The organism is Metabacillus lacus, from assembly GCF_009674805.1.
Taxonomy (GTDB): Bacteria; Bacillota; Bacilli; order Bacillales; family Bacillaceae; genus Metabacillus_C; species Metabacillus_C lacus.
Map to the genome: position 1 here is coordinate 39358 of NZ_WKKI01000022.1, position 18900 is coordinate 58257.

General features: G+C 34.4%; 21 protein-coding genes and 5 pseudogenes. 6 read left to right on the top strand and 20 right to left on the bottom strand.

Annotated elements, in window-relative coordinates:
• Positions 1 to 129: 129 nt before the first annotated feature.
• Positions 130 to 630, top strand: a complete 501-nt coding sequence (locus GJU40_RS12045) for a SecY-interacting protein Syd (protein WP_154308005.1) — start codon at positions 130 to 132, stop codon at positions 628 to 630.
• 175 nt (positions 631 to 805) lie between these two features.
• On the opposite strand, the gene GJU40_RS12050 is transcribed toward GJU40_RS12045, so the two are convergent.
• Entirely contained in the window at positions 806 to 1147 is a 342-nt protein-coding gene (locus GJU40_RS12050) for a transposase (protein ID WP_154308006.1), read from the bottom strand.
• 178 nt (positions 1148 to 1325) lie between these two features.
• Between GJU40_RS12050 and GJU40_RS21045 the strand changes: the two are divergent.
• Positions 1326 to 2331 (top strand): annotated as a pseudogene (locus GJU40_RS21045) (IS3 family transposase); the annotation flags it as partial.
• 54 nt (positions 2332 to 2385) lie between these two features.
• Here the strand turns inward: GJU40_RS21045 and GJU40_RS12070 are convergent.
• The 3 genes and pseudogenes from GJU40_RS12070 to GJU40_RS12080 form a co-directional block, all read right to left on the bottom strand.
• Positions 2386 to 2865 carry a hypothetical protein gene (locus GJU40_RS12070; protein ID WP_212029828.1) on the bottom strand — a complete coding sequence of 160 codons (480 nt, stop codon included), beginning with the start codon at positions 2863 to 2865 and terminating at the stop codon, positions 2386 to 2388.
• A 426-nt stretch (positions 2866 to 3291) separates the two neighbouring features.
• Positions 3292 to 3600, bottom strand: a pseudogene (locus tag GJU40_RS12075) (Imm70 family immunity protein); the annotation flags it as partial.
• A gap of 328 nt (positions 3601 to 3928) precedes the next feature.
• Positions 3929 to 4417: a cytoplasmic protein gene (locus GJU40_RS12080; RefSeq protein ID WP_154308010.1), complete on the bottom strand. Its 489-nt coding sequence runs from the start codon at positions 4415 to 4417 to the stop codon at positions 3929 to 3931.
• 1012 nt (positions 4418 to 5429) lie between these two features.
• On the opposite strand from GJU40_RS12080, the gene GJU40_RS12085 reads away from it, so the two are divergent.
• Together GJU40_RS12085 and GJU40_RS12090 are read left to right on the top strand one after the other, a co-directional pair.
• Entirely contained in the window at positions 5430 to 5612 is a 183-nt protein-coding gene (locus GJU40_RS12085; protein ID WP_154308011.1) for a hypothetical protein, read from the top strand.
• A 415-nt stretch (positions 5613 to 6027) separates the two neighbouring features.
• Entirely contained in the window at positions 6028 to 6366 is a 339-nt protein-coding gene (locus tag GJU40_RS12090; RefSeq protein ID WP_154308012.1) for a hypothetical protein, read from the top strand.
• 868 nt (positions 6367 to 7234) lie between these two features.
• On the opposite strand, the pseudogene GJU40_RS12095 reads toward GJU40_RS12090, so the two are convergent.
• The 4 genes and pseudogenes from GJU40_RS12095 to GJU40_RS12110 form a co-directional block, all read right to left on the bottom strand.
• Positions 7235 to 7723: pseudogene (locus tag GJU40_RS12095) on the bottom strand (SMI1/KNR4 family protein).
• A complete protein-coding gene (locus GJU40_RS21625) occupies positions 7720 to 7797 on the bottom strand; it encodes a hypothetical protein (protein ID WP_343031539.1) in 78 nt (25 codons plus the stop codon). The pseudogene GJU40_RS12095 and the gene GJU40_RS21625 overlap by 4 nt, the downstream one beginning before the upstream one ends.
• A 504-nt stretch (positions 7798 to 8301) precedes the next feature.
• Positions 8302 to 8763 carry an Imm30 family immunity protein gene (locus GJU40_RS12105; RefSeq protein WP_154308013.1) on the bottom strand — a complete coding sequence of 154 codons (462 nt, stop codon included), beginning with the start codon at positions 8761 to 8763 and terminating at the stop codon, positions 8302 to 8304.
• 332 nt (positions 8764 to 9095) lie between these two features.
• The gene (locus GJU40_RS12110) at positions 9096 to 9239 is read right to left on the bottom strand and encodes a DUF4926 domain-containing protein (RefSeq protein ID WP_246188352.1); all 144 of its coding nucleotides are present in this window, start codon (positions 9237 to 9239) and stop codon (positions 9096 to 9098) included.
• A 101-nt stretch (positions 9240 to 9340) separates the two neighbouring features.
• Between GJU40_RS12110 and GJU40_RS21545 the strand changes: the two are divergent.
• Positions 9341 to 9538: pseudogene (locus GJU40_RS21545) on the top strand (IS3 family transposase); the annotation flags it as partial.
• Between the two features lie 3 nt (positions 9539 to 9541).
• The gene (locus tag GJU40_RS21550) at positions 9542 to 9682 is read left to right on the top strand and encodes an IS3 family transposase (protein ID WP_154308015.1); all 141 of its coding nucleotides are present in this window, start codon (positions 9542 to 9544) and stop codon (positions 9680 to 9682) included.
• A gap of 55 nt (positions 9683 to 9737) precedes the next feature.
• Here the strand turns inward: GJU40_RS21550 and GJU40_RS12120 are convergent, their stop codons facing one another.
• The 12 genes and pseudogenes from GJU40_RS12120 to GJU40_RS12175 form a co-directional block, all read right to left on the bottom strand.
• Complete coding sequence (locus tag GJU40_RS12120; RefSeq protein ID WP_281350699.1) at positions 9738 to 9971, bottom strand: immunity protein YezG family protein; 234 nt, start codon at positions 9969 to 9971, stop codon at positions 9738 to 9740.
• 417 nt (positions 9972 to 10388) lie between these two features.
• Positions 10389 to 10838 (bottom strand): SMI1/KNR4 family protein, encoded by a 450-nt coding sequence (locus GJU40_RS12125; protein ID WP_154308016.1) that lies wholly within the window; start codon positions 10836 to 10838, stop codon positions 10389 to 10391.
• A gap of 14 nt (positions 10839 to 10852) precedes the next feature.
• The gene (locus GJU40_RS21055; protein WP_246188356.1) at positions 10853 to 10927 is read right to left on the bottom strand and encodes a hypothetical protein; all 75 of its coding nucleotides are present in this window, start codon (positions 10925 to 10927) and stop codon (positions 10853 to 10855) included.
• 364 nt (positions 10928 to 11291) lie between these two features.
• Positions 11292 to 11609, bottom strand: coding sequence for a response regulator (locus GJU40_RS12135; RefSeq protein WP_170289396.1), 318 nt, complete (start codon positions 11607 to 11609; stop codon positions 11292 to 11294).
• Complete coding sequence (locus GJU40_RS12140) at positions 11560 to 11826, bottom strand: response regulator transcription factor (RefSeq protein ID WP_154308018.1); 267 nt, start codon at positions 11824 to 11826, stop codon at positions 11560 to 11562. The genes GJU40_RS12135 and GJU40_RS12140 overlap by 50 nt, the downstream gene beginning before the upstream one ends.
• The gene (locus GJU40_RS12145) at positions 11823 to 13259 is read right to left on the bottom strand and encodes a sensor histidine kinase (protein ID WP_154308019.1); all 1437 of its coding nucleotides are present in this window, start codon (positions 13257 to 13259) and stop codon (positions 11823 to 11825) included. The genes GJU40_RS12140 and GJU40_RS12145 overlap by 4 nt, the downstream gene beginning before the upstream one ends.
• Complete coding sequence (locus tag GJU40_RS12150; protein ID WP_154308020.1) at positions 13253 to 13945, bottom strand: response regulator transcription factor; 693 nt, start codon at positions 13943 to 13945, stop codon at positions 13253 to 13255. Before GJU40_RS12150 ends, GJU40_RS12145 begins: the two co-directional genes overlap by 7 nt.
• Positions 13946 to 13983: 38 nt before the next feature.
• A complete protein-coding gene (locus GJU40_RS12155) occupies positions 13984 to 14754 on the bottom strand; it encodes an ABC transporter permease (protein WP_154308021.1) in 771 nt (256 codons plus the stop codon).
• 9 nt (positions 14755 to 14763) lie between these two features.
• Positions 14764 to 15177 (bottom strand): hypothetical protein, encoded by a 414-nt coding sequence (locus tag GJU40_RS12160; protein ID WP_154308022.1) that lies wholly within the window; start codon positions 15175 to 15177, stop codon positions 14764 to 14766.
• Between the two features lie 392 nt (positions 15178 to 15569).
• Entirely contained in the window at positions 15570 to 16301 is a 732-nt protein-coding gene (locus tag GJU40_RS12165; RefSeq protein ID WP_343031538.1) for an ATP-binding cassette domain-containing protein, read from the bottom strand.
• 550 nt (positions 16302 to 16851) lie between these two features.
• Positions 16852 to 17157, bottom strand: a pseudogene (locus GJU40_RS12170) (T6SS immunity protein Tdi1 domain-containing protein); the annotation flags it as partial.
• Positions 17158 to 17693: 536 nt separating this feature from the next.
• Positions 17694 to 17945 carry a hypothetical protein gene (locus GJU40_RS12175; protein WP_154308024.1) on the bottom strand — a complete coding sequence of 84 codons (252 nt, stop codon included), beginning with the start codon at positions 17943 to 17945 and terminating at the stop codon, positions 17694 to 17696.
• Between the last annotated feature and the right edge of the window lie 955 nt (positions 17946 to 18900).

The window sequence follows — 18900 nt, forward strand, 5'->3', positions numbered from 1 at the left end:
CTGATAAATTAATCCCTCATCGTGTATGTGGGGGTGACAAGCAGTTGCAGTGCCTAATATCGAAAAAAATTTTAAAACGTAAAGGGTGATAACTTTGTCAATAAAGAAGCATTGCAGACATACTTTCAAATGAGAAAAGAGATAGCTAATAAATGTTTAGATACTTTATTTAAAACACCAATTAGTAATGAAGATAACTTAATAATTTATGATGGTGAAGTTGATGAGGAAGAATATATCTCATGGGAACCTGTAGAAAAAACTCTTTCACAGGACTTTACAAGTTTAGAAAATGAATTTGATATAAAGTTGCATAAATCAATAGTTGAATATTTTAACTCATACTGGTTTGCAGATTTAGATGGATTTTATAAGGAACACTATATTGCATTGAAGCCTGTGCTACCAAAGAGCGAGATAAGTTCATTCCGAGAGTCACTGAAAGGATATAAAGAAAATCATGGGAATAGTCTAAAGAAAATACCTATTGGGATTGAAGGAAATGGTTTGTTGGTGGTTATTGAGAATAAAAGTGGAATAATACAATTAGAAGATTTTGAAAGAGGGACATATGAGCATATTGCTGAGAATATGCAAGAATTAATCAGGAATTTCAGACTGAAAAGATAGCATTTTATTTAGTGATGTATTTGGCCGCAGCCCTTTCATTCGTGCTCATTCACGTTGTGAAAGGTCACGTTCTTTAACTTCCTTTCACTCTATTGAAATCGGCCTGATCCTTCCCTTCCTCTTATTCTCTCCGTGCTCCTTATGAAGACCTAAGTAATATAAATCCATTTAGCTGTTACTTTCTTTCTTCTATGAATTTCAAAAACAAATCTTGTAGTTCTCCCTCTGTATACTTAGAATTAAGCAGTAATCTTGGTTCTAACGAACAATCCTTTAACGTTGAGCTTCCATCAATTATACCGAGCATGTTTGAGATGGTATCAATCATGGTTTGTTCAATTATTCTAATTAAAATATCTTTATTTTCTGCTGTTAGACTGTTACAGAGCCCAATAGCTGCTTTCCAGTATTCATCAGTTTTTGGGCCTATTTTTGTTGTTTCATATAGTTCTCTGTATAATTCAAGATTTTCTTTAACTATAGACTCATATAGTGATTTAATAAAGATCTCATTCATTTTATTTCCTCATTTCCAGATACGTTTTTTATTTAGTTCAATAAGTTCTTTAATGCGGAATTCGGTATGTCACCATTACTCTCTCTTCTAAGTTCTTTAATTGGATAGGCTACACTTAGTTGGACAGAAATTTTAGGGTCAAGTAGACTATTACTAATACATTAGGGGAGAACCTGCCATGACCCAAAAAAAACGTCGAACATTCACTGCAGAATTTAAAGAACAAATGGTCCAACTATATTTGAACGGCAAACCGAGGAAGGATATCATTCGCGAGTATGATCTCACACCTTCTGCTCTTGATAAGTGGGTGAAGCAGAGTCAAACTTCGGGATCGTTTAAAGAAAAAGATAACCTGTCACCAGAGGCTGAGGAATTGATTAGACTGCGAAAAGAAAACAAACAGCTGCTCATGGAGAACGACATTTTAAAGCAAGCAGCGCTGATACTAGGACGAAAGTAAATGTGATTAAGAACAACCAGCACAATTACTCGATGTCAGCATTGTGTAAAGTCCTGCAGATTTCAGGAAGCACGTTTTATTAAGAAGCAAAAGAGAGGAAATCAGAAGATGATGTTACATCTGCGATTGTGGCCATCTTTCATAACAGCCGGCAAAATTACGGCACACGCCAGATTAAGGTCGAGCTAAAGAAGCTGGGACATCAGGTGTCCAGACGCCGGATTGGCCGGATTATGAAGGAGCAGGGTTTGGTCTCAACGTACACAGTAGCCCAATTCAAGCCTCACTCTTCTCCGTGCAACGAGTCTCATCAAAAGAACGAATTAAACCGTAAATTTGATCAGACAGAAGAGTTGGCGGTTGTCGTAAGCGATCTAACGTATGTAAGAGTCAATCAAAAATGGCATTATATATGTCTCTTTGTCGACCTTTTCAATCGGGAAATGATTGGTTTCAGCGCCGGCCCAAATAAAGATGCAGCCCTGGTTTACCGTGCCTTTGCGTCTATTCAAAAGGATCTGCGTAAGATGAATATTTCCATATAGACTGGGGAAGTGAAATTAAAAACAAGCTGATGGACGAAGCGCTGAAGACATTTGACATCAAGCGCTCATTGAGCATGAAGAGCTGCCCCTATGATAACGCCGTGGCTGAGGCAACCTTTAAGATTATTAAGACAGAGTTTGTTAAAGGAAAGAATTTTGAAGACTTAACGGAGGTGGGACAATGAACCCGTCCCTCTGTCCCAAAGGTACTAATAATAAAAAAAGTTAACTTAAATATTATTCTTGTTTATATTTGTAATATCACATTTTCCCATATGAATCTCATAACTATTTTCTTCTAAAGAAATCTGAGCAATACTACCCGTACACTTATCAGCTAATATTATATCACGGTTTTCTGATGTTTCCCAAAGCTCTTCAATTGCTTTTGTAATACTCAACACTCTAACATTAGCCCATACGGGAAATTGACAATTTGGCACCAGAATAAACCATTCTTTTTTTTCCTTTAGAAATTCTAAAGAACTTTCAAACCAAGAAATATGACAAATTGTATCTCCAATAGGTTTAGAATAGGTTGGTTTAGAATCTATCTTACGAAATTGTTTCAATGGAAATTCAAACAATTTCAACCACTGCGAGTCATAATCTTCAAAATTAATAAGCTCTATATGTGATAATAAAATTAAAGTATTTTTAGCATTCATCAATGCTTTTTTATTTAGTATTTTTTCATTTTGAAATGACATCAAAATTACCTCTTTATCTATTGTAATAAATATGATGGTCTCCATGTAACCATAAATGTTATAGTATCTATCTTTCTTAAAATCATAATCAAATGGATTAGCATACTCTTTTGGTTTCCTTGCATGTGTATACACTCTTCCATCACTTATATGCTCAGCAATAACTCTTTTTCCTTGAGATGTATTGTACTCATAGTATCACCCGGTATGTGTTGGGTTTGAACTATTCATAGTTTTTGTAGTCCCTCCCCTTCTTATTTATATCATCTCCAACTTCTAAAATATAAGCATACAAAGTCACCCGCAAATAGACTAGCTATTGACAATACCTCTGCCCCTACTAAGTCTTCGTTATCAGTTAACCTTTCACCTATTTGTGAAAACACAACATCTATGTCATAGATAGTGTCACATGGTTAAGAAAAATTATAGTTTGTGAATTTTTAAATCACATTTATCTTCTTCTGCTACATCAAATGCTGTACGTAGTACTTCAAAAAATGTTTTCCCATCAGTTGTTGCAAAATAATTCTCTAGACTAGTTACTTTTGGACTTATTTTATCTCCCCACGGTGGTTTTTGTGATAAGTCATCAATATCCCATATAACTTGTTCTGGCGAGTGTTTTGATAATTCCTGTTCAATTTCAATTAAATTAGCTTTTACAACAGAAACATCATTCCAGTTTAGTTTGTCATTATACAACTCATTCATCATTAAAGGATATTTTGTACCCCATCCTTCCTCACTCTAGTAATCGTTCTATGTACGTCAAAGTTGCGATAAATTAATAGGCAAGGAGAAAGCGAAGGTATTATTTTGAATAATAATAATGATGGTAACTAATGAAATTATGGTTATTTGCTTAACATAATAAAAGATAAATTGGGCATACATTTAAAATGTGTTGTACGTATATAATTCGTAAAAACATAATATTTGGCATACAGGGGTTACTCATATTCTCTGCATAAAAAATGCACTATTCGTCACTGGGTAGCCCCACCACAAAAAAGAAACTTTGAAAGGCACTTTGCCAATCAAGGTTTGAAATTCATTTAATTTAAGGCACATACACAATCTTTTCACCAATAGGGTATGTCCCCTTCCACCCACAAGGCCAACCTCCTTGCTTATAAACTTCAAAGATTTTTTCATAAAAATTATCTGTTTTCCCATTAACTAATCGATTTAATGCACACATCGTGAGGTCTCCCTCAACTTCCTCATTAATATCAATATAAACAAAAGGAAGAAAGTCATTCGAGTAATTGTCATGGTCACTAAAAAAATCATATATATCATCTTGCTGAGTTACTAAATCCAAATCATATACCTTTTCAACAATACTTGCTGCTTCCTGTGATTTAACATATTCCCATACAGTATCAACTTCACTTGAGTCCTGAGACCAGGCAAGGTTTTGGGCTTCATTGAAATCATTTATTACCTCTAAGTTATTTTCATGAAAGTTATTCTTATTAAACATCTTATTATTACGAATAAAATCCATTACTTCTTTTACTAATTGAGTGTTTTCACCGAATTTCATTTAGATAACCACCTTTCCCATAACTCTTCGGTTGCTCCACCGCCTCTGTTCCAAACAGGCAGTTTTATATTTTTACCACTTTTGTAAAATTCCTTAATATTATTTATTATTTATTTTAGTCTAATATAACGGTAATCCATTTCCACTCCCTTTTTTAGCTTTTGTTGTAGTTCATATACTTGTTTTCTAACACTGCTATATCTTAATTAACATCCAATTTATCAAGCTGTTTTCTTACGACATTGTTATAAACGCTATGAAAGCCTCTATATTTAGATAGACTACTAACATCGTCACTGCCGGTTGCCTGGCGGTTTGAACATTAGGTATTGTCTCTTTGTCAATCGTACTCGACTGCTTGCTGCCATTTACCTGCTTATCCACTCCCTTTGTTCCAAGGGACAGAGGGACGGGTACGTTGTCTCTCCCTATTTTAATTTCATGTGATTTTGAGCTTTAATTTAGAATGCACTACATACCATATGGAACCAAGTGCGTTCTCTATTTAACCACTGTGGCTGTTGGATTAAACTGAATCATGCCAATTGACAACCAGCTACCACTAATTTAAAATCTCTACTCTAATCTAATTTTCAATGCATCTTCCAGCATTGATTCAAAGTCAGAAAAAGTATTTATGATCTTACCTGAGGGTTTATCAAGTTCCATATAGACCTTTTGGTTTAATTCGTAACTATACAGTGCTATATCACCATCTATATAAGGATAAGCTATTTTTGTCATACATTTCATTTATGAATTGGAAGAATAAAAGGGCACCCTTTGGTTACATGACATCGTTGATGATAATCAGCTTAGATTCTATAATATGGTTGTACTAGTAAAATGTAGTGGATGTCAATTAACTTCATTTCTGCGTTATTTAAAATTATGAAAAATTACTATAGTAAGCTGATGAGGGCTCAATGGACGAAAAAGGTAATATCGCCCGCATCGCAGGTTATCAGCTTATTGGCAACTGTAAGAGAAGTAACACGGTTTTTTCGCTCGTATGACTTGCTCCCAGCAGCTTAAAAGTGTTGCAGTTATCACAAGTGCCAGCGCGCCATCAGCCGGGGACATGAGAAGCAGTGCTGACGAAACCCTGCAAGTTACAACTAACCTGAAACGCCATTATAATCAGTTTACTAACAGCGAAAAAGGAGATCTGTCTTCCACTCAGTCTATGATGTAAGAGATATCTGCTCTGGGTGACATAAGGAGATCCGAGGGAGAGTTTTTTTACTTTTTGGTATGCCTCAGAGAAGTACATCTCTATATCATTCTGGTTGACGACATGAAGGGTATCCATCCAGCGCTGAGCTGATTTAAGATACGTCAGACAAGTGTTCCTGAGTAGTCCAACTTTCACCCTGCAGCTCGACCCTCCAGATTCTCTACAGAGAGCAGCGTTGTAAAAGCGGGGGTGCTCTGCCTTAGCCCCTTCTTATGGAAAGAATTCAGTACCTACCGGACTTTATAGAAGTTAATGGATTCCCAGTTAAAGTAAAGCCAGGTGCAAAACTGGTAATTATATAGAGACTACTAGAGGAACGATACACTCACATAGTTCCTGCAAAACCATAAGAACAATAAAAAAGGATGATAAAATGGAATATAATGCATTAATAAAAACATTATATGAATATGGAGGTAGTGAACTGATAATAGATTGGGAAAGTGGATTGAAAATTATCGGTAAACCAGACACCCTCTTTGAAACGGACAATGGGTTAGAAGATGATGATATAAATTATACAGAGTATTATGCAGTTGCATTCCGAGTAATTGATATTTTATCCCATCCTACCACTAACGAAGGCAATGTATATAGTTGGTTGAGTAAAAAGAAAAGTTCATTGGTTGAAATATCACTTTATGATGATCCGCCAAGAGCAGTTTTTTTAACTAACGGAGAAAGTGTATGGAAAAGGGATAGTAAAAAATAAAAACGTTACTTTAAACATATACCTTGATGGGCTAAATTGCTTTTCAAGATTTTTTTACTTTAATTTATATTAAGCCAGCTGATATTTGTGAGAATCAAAATTGAAAATAATTAGATTGAGAATTGAGAGCTCAAGATGGTAGTACCATCAAGGAGAATCGTTTTAAAACTTTGGGGAACTGAACACGAACGAGAAAGGGGTGAGATGACATTTTAAATAGCAGGGGGTAGAACATCAAGAAACGCGAGACTTTCAACTAAGAAGCATCGTTCGAGACATTGCGTTTAAAAAGAAGCACTCTGCTCGGCTTTTCGCGTTTCCATTTAAAACGTCATGTTCCCACGAGGTTGAGATCGCTTCCCACATCAGTTTTCCTGTTTCGACTGGATGGAAAATGGCATAAATGGTTCCAACAATAAAACATCATATTGGGATTGCAAGAGTTATCGATCGTGGTTGATAATAAAGTGAAAAACCATGAAAAGCAGCTCAAAGCCAATCAAGGGCAATTAATTTTATCTCTTTTACCATTTAGCCTAATCACCAATTAAATCTATATACTATTCATTATTATTGAGAAACTTTTTAAAAATCCTCTCACAATTAAGCTATTTGAATATCAAACCTCGAAGTATTTTTAATTGTTAGGTCTGTTATGTTGACTTAACACTTGTTCCTTGCCTTTCCCACCGGAACCAAAGTAAACCGGCGTAAGCTTTTGGTTTGTTCCTTGTAACAATATATCGAATGTTTGAAATGTCATCTCGCCTAATTATCGTACTTATTTTCACAGCAAAATATTGTTATAAAACCCCATGATGGTACAACCTTCAGAGCTCTTAATTTTAATGTTTATTTTCTTAAATTCTTAATCATATAACTTATCAAGAAATTCCGTAAATGTTGCTGCAACATAAAATACATTTTCTCTTGCACGTTCTTTAGCCTGTTCTTCCGTGAACCCTTCTTCTTCTATTAATATTTCCTTTTCAGCAGCATTTTCATGTTCCCAAAAAACCACAATCGGATTATCTTCATGATCTGCATAATCAAAACATAGTAAGTTTCCAGACGGATCAAAGGCAAATGGAATTATCTTTTTTGGAAGTGCATCCTTATAATCATTGAAGATTTCTAGAATATGCTCATCATCTTCACTGTCATATGTTAATAGTGTTCCAAACACCTTTTCTTTTCCTTAAACTTGAAATAACTCAGGGCTAACATGTGCACCATTATAATTCATAGCAACTTCTATATAATCTAAGGGAAATTTCACTCCTAATTTTTCACCAACATTCTCCACTTCTTTCTTAGTCACTGGTTCATCCCATGATCTCCAATTTATCTTACTCATCTGATACCATCTCCCCATAATTTATTTCCACCTAAATGGTTCACTTTATGTGTCTTAGGTACCACAAGTTGCATCTTACCAGGTACCTGATGATGATGTCATGTCAATCCTTTAATTCTGGCTTCACCATTTTCAATATCTCGAAGTTGTTTTGGTGTAAATATCTCCTTAGATATTTTCCCTTGTTCAATCGCTTCTTTTAACAACCCTGTACTGGATAGGCTACACTGACATCGACATTCAGGAGTTAATCGAGGTGGAGCAGCCTCATTCTAGTAATCGTTCTATGTACGTAAAAGTTGCGAATAACTTTAAAAGGTAGGGAGAAAGCGAAGGTAAAGTATTTGGGGAAGAGAATGGTAGTTCTGATATTTTTTAGGTAATTTACACGAAGTTAAATTCTTTAAATAGGGCATACAATTTAAAGATGTTGTACGTACTAAAATATTTGTTAAAACATTATAGGGGTTACAGGGGTTATATTTAACCTAATATTGATAAACAATTTATTCGGTACTAGGTAGTAGTAGATTAAAAAATCATCTTAAATGGTCTTTAGCCAATTAAGGTGGTTTTAATTATATTGCTTTTAATACTTCATCTACAGAATTGCTAAACACATTTGGGTCTTCACTTTTTATGTCTCTTAATAAGTTAATTATTATCTCTTTTGTCTTGACATCTAGCTTAGATAGTACACTACCGTATATTCTTCTTACTTGTTCATGATTTAAAATTCTGTAATGTAAAACTTCCATCCATTCTCTTGCCCTATCAATAACACTAGGAACAGTTACAGCGATTAAATATAATCCTTCAACAATATTTTCTTTATAGAGATGCTCTATGCCATGTACTAATCCGAACATTATTTCATATTGTTCGGTATCATCATCAAATCCCATACATAATCCTGTAATAACTGATATATCCCCTAAAACAATGAGATTACCTAATGCTTTTTCAAATGAGAATATTTCTTTTTGAGATTGTAAAAGTCTATTTGTGTAGACTTTCTTTAATTCCGATTTCACATCCATACACTCCACCCCCACTTACTTATTATATAATTCAGGATATAATTCTCTATTCTTTCTAATCATACTTAAAAGCCCCGCTCTTATTTCAGGTGTGTAGACACCATCCTTCATGTATATTCCTTCTTGCGTCTATAATATATCATGAGTAAGGGCATCACGGGTTATACGTTTCAAAAGTTATTGTACGTCTAAATAATTTCTTGAAAACAGATATAGGGCTTACAGAGGTTACTCATATTCTCTGCATAAAAAATGAATTATTCGTCACTGGATAGCCCCACCAACCAAAAAGAAACCATGAAAGATTTCATCATAAAATTATATTAGTTTAGCTATCTGTTTGAGAGATAAACCCCTTGGTACTTTACTTCACCTTCTTCATCGACAAACTCAACTTCATAGGCTTTATTAGGTGTATCATAAACCATTATTATGGTGCCTATATCCCCTTTTTCCTTTGTCATGGTCTTATCCATTGCCCAGCCTGCTATTTTACGAGAATACAAGTCCATTACGGTCGCCGCTGGTCCTCTCAGCACTGAGGATGGCGTACAAGCGTCAAAAGCCAGGGAAAGGCGTCGTTCACCACTCTGACCGAGGAGTTCAATATGCCTCCTTATAATATCAGGCATTATTAAAAAAGTACGATATGGTAGGGAGCATGAGCCGAAAAGGGAACTGTTATGACAACGCTTGTATCGAGTCCTTTCGCGGCATTCTTAAACGTGATCTCGTTTATCAGACCAAGTATATTACTAGAGAAGATGCCAAGAAATGATTGTTCGAGTACATTGAGTTTTTCTACAATTCCAAGAGAATTCAATCGACTTTGGACTATCATACGCCAAATGAATTTGAACAAATGAACGGCAATCCTGGGGCCAAATTTTACTCTCATAAAAAGTTTAAACCGCTCTGAATTTGAATTTTTTTATGAAGGCCACCAAGCAAAAGTGCGGTAGAAAAATCTGTGTCTATATTCTTGACGTAGTATCATTGTAAAATGGTGTGGGACAATGAACCCGTCCCTCTGTCCCTAAGCTGTATATTGGTTCCTGCTTATTTTTTGGATAGTAGAAAAATACCGTCGAATCACTAAATTCATCAACTTCTGAATATAGCGTTACTTTTTCCCATGGTTCTGGAATAATATTGTTTAACTGTATAGCTACTTTTTGATAAATACTTTCCATGTTCTCTGTATTCATTTACTTTCCTCCCTCTATCAACGGTTTAACCCGTTGGTGTAGTGTCAAAAAAAAAGTTTTCGATACGAGCCCTAACAATATTTTTATATTATGTTAGCAGTAATAGAAAGCCCTTCACGTTATCCATTGTTTATCGTCACTAGCTTTGTCATTCTCGTTAGTTTATTAACCAATCCATGTCATAACTACCGCTGCCATGTAAAATGTCATCTCGCCTATTTATCGTACTTTTCTTACTATCCAAGTATTAAAACGATACTCCATGATGGTACTACCTTTATGAGCTATGAATCTCATAAGCATTTTTTTGTTTATCTAAAAGAATAATATTTCTCACCAAAAAGCACTTGTTGCTTATTAAACAATCAAGCGCTTTATCATTAGCTGTATAATGTTCTTCATTGTTAATACTTCTTTTTATTCTTCAGTGTCCTCATATAAATTATCTAAGAATTCATCAATACTGTCTGCTAAAAAATACATGTTACTCATATCATCAGGGTCTTCCGGTTCTTGTTCATGATCCCAAAAATAAATCTTGCCGTAATAAGGTTCCTTTGTCCCTAAACATATAACATTTCCTGAAGGGTCATCTCCTATTGGAATAAATCCTACTGGTAACCTCTCATCCATTATCTCAATAAAATCTGTCAAATTATCATACATATCGCCAATACCATAAAAAACATTCAAAACACTTGGTCCTTGCTCATTAAATATCATAAATAAATTAGGTATCACTTTTCCCCCATTCCATTTTAGTAAAAAATTAACATATTTTTTAGTTAGTTTAATGTTATTTTCATTTTCAAATATTTCTATTTGTTCTAACGAAAGATTATCATGTGAACCATAAATTTTCGCCATATACATCCTCCTAACTAATTTCCATTAACAATACTTACTCCACCTGTATGAGTAAATTCTCTATGAACCTGTTTATCAACAAGAATCATTGTTTTTCCATCTTGATGATAATGCCAAGTATAACCTTCAGGAGCTTCATTTAAAGAAGCAACTGGTGGGTCAGAATCTTTGTTTAATCCCGCCTTTTAATTTGCGTTTTTATTACCCCATGGACGATTGGTTGGACTTGCAATTTCAATTTCTACCGGCTTAACAGTTGGATGTGCATATTCAGTGAAGTCTGGATAACCATCAGGATACCTTACCTTTTTTTGTCCATTTGTCCGGTGCAGGAGAATATGATGGTTTAGTGGCAAGTTGTTCTTTTGTAAATTGGACTCTTAGATTACTTTTACCGGTACCCTATGTTGTAATCTTAAAAGCTAAAAAAAAATCAGCCGTTTTAGAACCCTATTAAACTACATTGTCACTGGCTTTTAATAAAAAAGTAGTCAATTTCTTCACACCTATACCGTCTAAATTTGAAGGTGCAGGGTATTGTTTCCAAAATGCCAATGCCGTTTTCCATCCACCCCTGAGATTTGATAAAACTCCTTCGTTTTTACTGATCCGTTCAAAGCTCCGAAGATGAGCGATAACCCTCGCTTTTAATTCAGAAATGCTAAATGGTTTGGCAACGAAGTCGTTCGCCCCAATACCCAACCCATATACTTTATCTTTTTCAGTATGTCTTGCACTTAATAAAATCATGGGAATATTCAATTTCTTCACGTAAAATTTGTATCACTTTGTAACCATTCAAGTCAGGCATGGTAATGTCTATGATCATAATATTAGGGTTGAACCGCCGTGCTTCTATAATTCCATCGACTCCCGTATTAGCAGCCACCACTTGGTATCCATCTGCTTCAAAACTATTCTGTAGAAGAAATGTAATTTCTGATTCATCATCGATTATAAGTATTTTTTTATCATTAAAAGTTATCAATTTTCAATTCCTCCACTAGGTATAATAAAACAAATGTGGGCTCCACCATATTCGGATTTACCCGCAGAGATTGATCCATTATGTTTTTTAATAATAGTATTAGCAATATACAATCCTAAACCGGAGTGACCTACCTTGTTAAAGTGGGCGTGTTTTTCTTGATAAAATTTATCGAAGATCCTATTTGGGTTTTTTATGCCCGGTCCGGAATCGTGAACCTGAAACGATAGTGTTTCATGGTCAATCATAATAGAAATTTTAATGATACCATTAGGTGGGGTAAACCTTAGGCTATTCATGAGAATATTATCAATTACTTGACCTATACGACCTTTATCCAATGTGAATGTCTTGATATCATGTTCGTTTGTAATCGTTACATCTAAATTAACTTGTTTTTTATCGGATAAATGAGAGAAATTTGTAATTTGCTCTTCTAAAAACGGCTCTATGTCGATGTTTTGTAAGAATAACGTATATGATAAGCTATCTATCTCTGTTATCTGGTTAATCTCATTTAATAATTTGGATGTTCTGTCTACATTGGAAGTTATGGCATTAAGGTATTTGAAAAGCAAGGTCTCATTTTTCCAGATTCCTTCGATCAAGCCTTCTGCATGCCCTTTAATGATTGTCAAAGGAGTTTTTAAATCATGAGCTATTGCTTTTAAATAATCTCTTTTATCCTGTTCCAGCTTCCATTGCTGTGTCAAACTAGTCTCCAACTCGCTTCTCATTTGTTCGAATGAATTAGTTAAGTCTCCTATTTCATTTTTGGCGGCATAATGAATTTGAAAGTTCAAATCTTTATTCTTAATTCTGTTGGAGGCTTCAATTAAATTTTTTATGGGAATGGAAACTCTTTTTCCAATAATGCTAGAGACCAATAACGTTAGTAAGGTAATATAGATAAACGGTGAAGAAACCAGTCCAATGACAATCAATACCGGCCAGGTGGAGGAGTAGGATATCTTAATATCGTAATTCAAGGCCACGGCGCCTTTAAGTTTTTTATTTTCATCTGAAATTGGGACATAATAAGTAAGGTTATTTTTGTCATCCTTGCTATGTACTCTTTTGTTAAGGTTTTGAACCAAAGGATTCGAAGGGCTGATTGAGTTTTTCGACAATGTTCCATATAAGGATGTCCCTTCAGAATTGAGCACGAGATATTTAATTCCTTCTTTAGGAATTTGTTTTTCCATGTTCTCTTTCTCGTTGAGATCAAGTAACTTTTTACCATTTTGGCTAATATAATCTTCGATTGTCGGTAACCGTTGCTCGTAATAATTTGCAGGTTTGACCTTTTCGTCATTCTTTATTAAATATATTACTCCCAAGACAAGCGTAAAGAAGGTAAGGAAAATACTCCCTATCAGAATGATGAAAAAGCCAACTTGCAATTGTTTTTTTATGGATAAGTCTTTTAACATTTTGAAATACTCCACTTATATCCGATACCCCAGGAGGTTTCAATATATTTATATTCTGAATCTAATAAAGCGAGTTTCGTCCTGATCTTTTTGACGTGCTCCACAACGGTTAATAGGTCCGACTCACTGTTGTATCCCCATACTTGATCAAATAATTGCTCTTTTGTAAGGATTTGTTGAGGATGTAGAGCGAATGTTTTTAATAAATCAAACTCTGTTTTAGTAAAACGGACTGGTTGATCTTTAATAAAGACTTCATAGGTATTCAGATTGATTTTAATATTCTCGAAGGTTAACAGTTTATCTTTGCCTATATTCCCAAAATCTTTTACTCTTCTTAAATTAGCTATTATTCGAGCCTTAAGTTCACTTACACTAAAAGGCTTGTGAATATAATCATCTCCTCCTATCATCAATCCTTGTATTTTTGATTTTTCGGTGTCGTCAGCACTCAAAAAAAGAATGGGGCAAGATAATGATTTTCTTATTTCCCGACAAACATCGAATCCATCCATATCCGGTAACATTACGTCTAAAATAATTAAATTAATGTCTGGACTTAATGATTGAATGGCGTTTGTTCCATTTAAAGCAGTTAGAACCATATAACCTTCTAATAAAAGGATATCTTTTAGAAAATCAACTATTTCCTGCTCATCATCCACTACCAAGATTGTTTTAGTCATAAAAATCCCCCCTTGCTGCATTTAAGCGTTAAGCCCTTTTACTCAAAGAAGTCCTTGTTTCTCCATATAATGAAATTAAAAAATCCACCACATAGGATAATTATACCAGTTGATAATAAGAACAGAATATTCAAATTGTTTAATTGGTTGAAAATATACTGGCCGGGTAGGATGAAGTATGAAAATATGTCACTTATATAAACAGACCCAATCATGCATCCGAGTGTAAAAAGGAAACCTAAAGAGGAATTAGGAATAAGCGTACTGATAACACTAACAAGGGCAAGTAGGCTGATCACGATTAGAAACAGCAAGGCATAAAAGCTTAGCGTATATAAAACGGATTCAAAAACTGTGAGGTTCATGTATGGTTTGGAAAAGGTAATTCGGTCTACATGGGGAGTCATCATGTACCCGAAAATATAACTAACGATTAGTAAAACGGCTAAAAATACAAAGACCAACATAATTTGAGATACGTATTTTGATAATAGCAATTTAAATCTTGATACAGGACGGATAAGGGTCATTCTATAGGCTCCTGATTTTAACTCCCCGCTGAAACTATCGAGAAATAAAAGAGGGAAAATAATAAAATTAAGAATGAAAAAAGACTCTTTCGCCACTAAAATCGGTAAATTAAGGCTGTTCACCTTGACTTGCGGGGTGTTGTTTGAATAATTACCTAAGCCATAGTAATTTAAAAACAAACAAGAACCAAGTACAATGACAGTGTACATGATGAGTAGTACAATCGTTTTCTTTCTAAGGAAAATCTTCTGGAATTCATTTTTTAATAGTAAATTCATATCTTCACCTCAATAAAAAAAGTCTTTTTTGTTAGTAAAATAAATCATGAAGGAATTCGCCACGATGATATAGGTTAGTAAAACAGCAAGATTAAAATAAAAGACGGCCTTTGATGCTAACATGAGGGCGATCCCTTGATATTGAATCATAGGTAAAGAACTAAATAATATAAACGGTGAAGAAAATCCGGCCATGTTAAAAATCGTTGGATAAACGATAGAGGATAGTAGAAACCCCATTCCAAACCCAATGGCACTTGTGGTCGACTTACTGACAATCGAAAACAACGCGAAAACGCTCGACATGGCTATCAATGAAAGAAAGGTTAGACCATAATAGGCTACAGTGTAAAGAAAGACAAAGATACTGGATTTTTCACTTTCATAAAAGAACAAGTTAATTTCATGTTTGTAATCAAACATCGAAAAACCAAAAAGATAACTAACCACGAAATAGATAGAAAGGAAAATTAAAATAAATAATTGTACATTGACTAATTTGGAAAATATAACTTCTCGATATGAAAAAGAACGTTGTATGACCAGTCGTAATTGCCCCGTATGTATTTCTTGGGCAAAGCTTAATATTATGATGATTAAAACGATTATATTGAAGGCAAAGGTTAACTGTTCAGCCAATCCCATGATGGGAAAGGAGTTGGCGTACGTATAATCAGGTGAATCATTAGGGATAAGCTCATTATGGTTCGATAAATATCGAAAAGATGCGAACAAAATTAGAGGAATGGTAATTAAGAATAACCAGGTGCTCTTTCTTATCCACATCCTTTGCCATTCGGCATAGATTAGTTTAATCATTGGGTCATCATCTCAATGAATTTCTGTTCTAAATCTTCATTTGTACTCCCTAATTCGGTATCTTTTCCTTGCCAGGTGATCTTTCCCTTATTAATCATCACCCATGATTTACATACCATTTCTAATTCTTTAATCAAATGGCTAGAGATGAGAAAGGTTATTCCATTTTTCCTATTCAAGGCTAAAATAAGTTCTCTAAGTTCTTTCATGCCAACCGGATCTAACCCATTGGATGGCTCATCCAAAATGATGAATTGAGGTTCCCCTAACAAAGCCTGTGCAATTCCTAAACGCTGTTTCATCCCTAGAGAATAACTGTCTACTTTGTCATCTCCTCTATTTTCCAGTCCAACAATCTTTAAAACTTCTTTTACTCTATCTTTTACATTTCTTTCACCCACACCACTGGTTATCCTAGCTAAATTTATTAAATTTTGCTTTCCGGTCATATAAGAGAAAAATATAGGGGATTCTACAATGGCTCCGACATGTTTTAAAGCTTGTCGCTTACTTGTATTAACGTCAGTACCATTGATAACGACATTTCCTTTGGTCGGATGTATAAGGCCTGTGAGAATTCTAATGAGTGTGGTCTTTCCTGACCCATTTGGTCCTAAGAACCCACAAATATCATTCGCGAATAGATCAAATGAAATATCATCCAATATTTTTTTCCCTTTTACGTTTTTACTAATGTTTTTGACCTCTAATATTTTTGTTTTATTCACTGTCACCCCTCCTAATAAAGAAATAATAAGATACAAATATAAAAAAAGTATAAACATTAAGAACAAAAAATTTTGAAAAAAGATTTTTTGTCTGATGCATACTTTCGGAAATTCCTAAACTGAATTGAGAGCAGAGTGTAATTTCCTCGTGAAGGTGTGACGTCCGAATCCGTTTCGTCAATTAGCAAAATCCTCAGCCGCAGAAAATGAATTCGAAAGGTCATGGGAAAAATTGGAGCAGTTGATTCGACGAGACATCTATTGTACCAACCCAATTTTTTCTTTCACTCGTGTTTGGTAATCCGCGTACGTATAGTGGAAGGCTTTAATCTGAAAGCGACGTCCGTTTTTAGTGTTGTTCTTCCTACGCTTTTCTTATTACTATACGAGTTGGTTAATTTAAGTAAGATGCCCTATTTGAAAATCAACTCTTTTTGATTTCGATTAATAAACAGTGTCATAACTTAAGATTTATAAAAAAAACAAAAACACCTGATTCCTCATAAGGCAATCAAGTGCTTATGGTAATTCTATAACATACTCCCGAATATTACTGAACTGGTCCCATAAATTCAGTAATAATAAGAATATGTTCTTTCAGTTTGACTTTTTTTAGATTCTCTACTTTTTCTGCTCCACCTAAACCTAATAGAGGTGTATAACCGAAGCAATCTTCATAAGATAGTTCTCCCAAATTTTCAACAGCTTCGGGATATGGTTTCCACTTTAAATACTCATCCCGAAACTTTTCTGAATCCAGACTTTTGAAAAAATATAAAAAGTTTGGCATAACTGTTTTAAGTACTCCGTATCTAAAATTAAGCAATCTTACATACCCGTCAGCCCATAATAGAATCATTTCACTAAACACAAATGGCTTTCGTCATACAGATAATCTGATTAATAACATCTTTATTTCAATTTCTGATTCTGAATGAATACTCCTCAGTACAAAAAGATTGCACGTCAGGTCAAAAAGAACCTTAAGTAATAAGTATTCATCCCTACTAAAAACACCAAAATATTAATAGAAGTACATGAGTTGCTCAGCTTGATAGGCTACTTTTATAAGTAAGTCACTGCCAAAATGGTTTGGTGACGTCACTACACCGTTTTACTATATTGACCTATGTATTACTATTCAAATCAAGAAAAATCACATTAAACATGATTGGCTTTCGGCAGTTCATTAGATGAAAAGTAGAGTGAGTTCTCGGTAAGTCCACTAACAAATTTCCGCCCCTCTGTAAGAAAGCGAAGCTTTCTGGAAGAGGTAGCATCTTATCTTCTTACTAAACTACTATTTTTACTAAGTTACTATATATACTTGGCGCCATGTTAGGTTTTAAAAAATTGCCTTAAGAGTTTATATCCTGAGGCAAAAATTAATTGTTATGAATCAAATGTCATTTTTTCAGGGAATATCCCACCTTCTCTAATTAGACAACGAGCCATTCTTTGGGCTGCTCTATCAAAATAAAAATTGTTTGAATGGTTCTCATCAACTATTGGTTCAATTTCAGAAAACATTTTTGTTTCTTTGTTTAATTCAATCTTTCCCATAATATGTTCTTTTGGCCCATATCTGTAAACCACTTTTGATTCATTTTCATAGTCTTTTAATAATATTACAAACCCTCCCAATCATATCACCTCTAATCAATTTCCCATGGATGCCCTGATCTAACAGCAGCATCATGAGCTTTCTCATAGTTTGTTTTAAATATACCTTCAAAACGCGATTCAAATAATTAGTAAAAATACAACCCAATTTTTGTCTGCCCTGATGCTAAACTAGTAACCTTCTTACGTAACCTACCTTTTATCGCCAAGAGCTTTTTCATTCTCATTAGTTTTTTAGCCATTCCCTGTCTTAACTATCCCTGCCATATAAAATGTCATCTCGCCTAATTATCGTACTTTTCTTACTATCCAAGTATTAAAACGATACTCCTTGATGGTACAACCATCATGAGCTTTCGATTCTCAAACAAATCACATTCTTATTGTCTCATTCATAAATCTTCACTTTTTATTATTCACTATCTTTATGTATCCGTATCCTCACCACCTTTAGCATTACGAGCTTTCTCATTGTCTTTAGTTTGTAGGTTTTGCAGTATCATAAGTCCCCACACCATGTAAAATGTCAAATCACCCAATTCTCTACTTTTCTTATTATTCCTATATAAAATAAAACTCCATGATGGCAGTACCTTCATGGAGTCTCTATTTTCAAACGTATCATTGCTCTTTTTGTCCAACTCAAATATTTAAATTGTATTTTAGTTCACTTGCTTTATGTGCCCCTTTCATATAACTAGTTTAGGCACTAGAGTGCTCTAAACACGTTACCTTTCCTCTTTGCACAAATGCTTGTAATGACCAAATTCAGGAAATAAATCCCAGTTTGTTTCAAGGGTATCGCTAGTTTCTCGCTCCTCGACTGAACCGGTCTTTAAATCTCTCTTTTCCATTGCTATATAGCCATCTTCTCGGAAGCCCAAAATCAAGCTACTTACTGTAAACACTCACTTTTTTCCCTCAAAAAAACGGGTGTTTTTTTCATATTTTTCCGGCAGACAAAATTTATCCTTCT

What these genes read in the sequence shown, in the direction of transcription:
- GJU40_RS12090 (WP_154308012.1), top strand. Translation starts at nt 6,028, where the DNA reads ATGGAATATAATGCATTAATAAAAACATTATATGAATATGGAGGTAGT.
- GJU40_RS12080 (WP_154308010.1), bottom strand. Translation starts at nt 4,417, where the DNA reads ATGAAATTCGGTGAAAACACTCAATTAGTAAAAGAAGTAATGGATTTT.
- GJU40_RS12155 (WP_154308021.1), bottom strand. Translation starts at nt 14,754, where the DNA reads ATGAATTTACTATTAAAAAATGAATTCCAGAAGATTTTCCTTAGAAAG.
- GJU40_RS12070 (WP_212029828.1), bottom strand. Translation starts at nt 2,865, where the DNA reads ATGTCATTTCAAAATGAAAAAATACTAAATAAAAAAGCATTGATGAAT.
- GJU40_RS12105 (WP_154308013.1), bottom strand. Translation starts at nt 8,763, where the DNA reads ATGGATGTGAAATCGGAATTAAAGAAAGTCTACACAAATAGACTTTTA.
- GJU40_RS12050 (WP_154308006.1), bottom strand. Translation starts at nt 1,147, where the DNA reads ATGAATGAGATCTTTATTAAATCACTATATGAGTCTATAGTTAAAGAA.
- GJU40_RS12085 (WP_154308011.1), top strand. Translation starts at nt 5,430, where the DNA reads ATGACTTGCTCCCAGCAGCTTAAAAGTGTTGCAGTTATCACAAGTGCC.
- GJU40_RS12045 (WP_154308005.1), top strand. Translation starts at nt 130, where the DNA reads ATGAGAAAAGAGATAGCTAATAAATGTTTAGATACTTTATTTAAAACA.
- GJU40_RS12160 (WP_154308022.1), bottom strand. Translation starts at nt 15,177, where the DNA reads ATGTTTGATTACAAACATGAAATTAACTTGTTCTTTTATGAAAGTGAA.
- GJU40_RS21625 (WP_343031539.1), bottom strand. Translation starts at nt 7,797, where the DNA reads ATGCAACTTGTGGTACCTAAGACACATAAAGTGAACCATTTAGGTGGA.
- GJU40_RS12120 (WP_281350699.1), bottom strand. Translation starts at nt 9,971, where the DNA reads ATGAATACAGAGAACATGGAAAGTATTTATCAAAAAGTAGCTATACAG.
- GJU40_RS12110 (WP_246188352.1), bottom strand. Translation starts at nt 9,239, where the DNA reads ATGGATAAGACCATGACAAAGGAAAAAGGGGATATAGGCACCATAATA.
- GJU40_RS12150 (WP_154308020.1), bottom strand. Translation starts at nt 13,945, where the DNA reads ATGACTAAAACAATCTTGGTAGTGGATGATGAGCAGGAAATAGTTGAT.
- GJU40_RS12125 (WP_154308016.1), bottom strand. Translation starts at nt 10,838, where the DNA reads ATGGCGAAAATTTATGGTTCACATGATAATCTTTCGTTAGAACAAATA.
- GJU40_RS12145 (WP_154308019.1), bottom strand. Translation starts at nt 13,259, where the DNA reads ATGTTAAAAGACTTATCCATAAAAAAACAATTGCAAGTTGGCTTTTTC.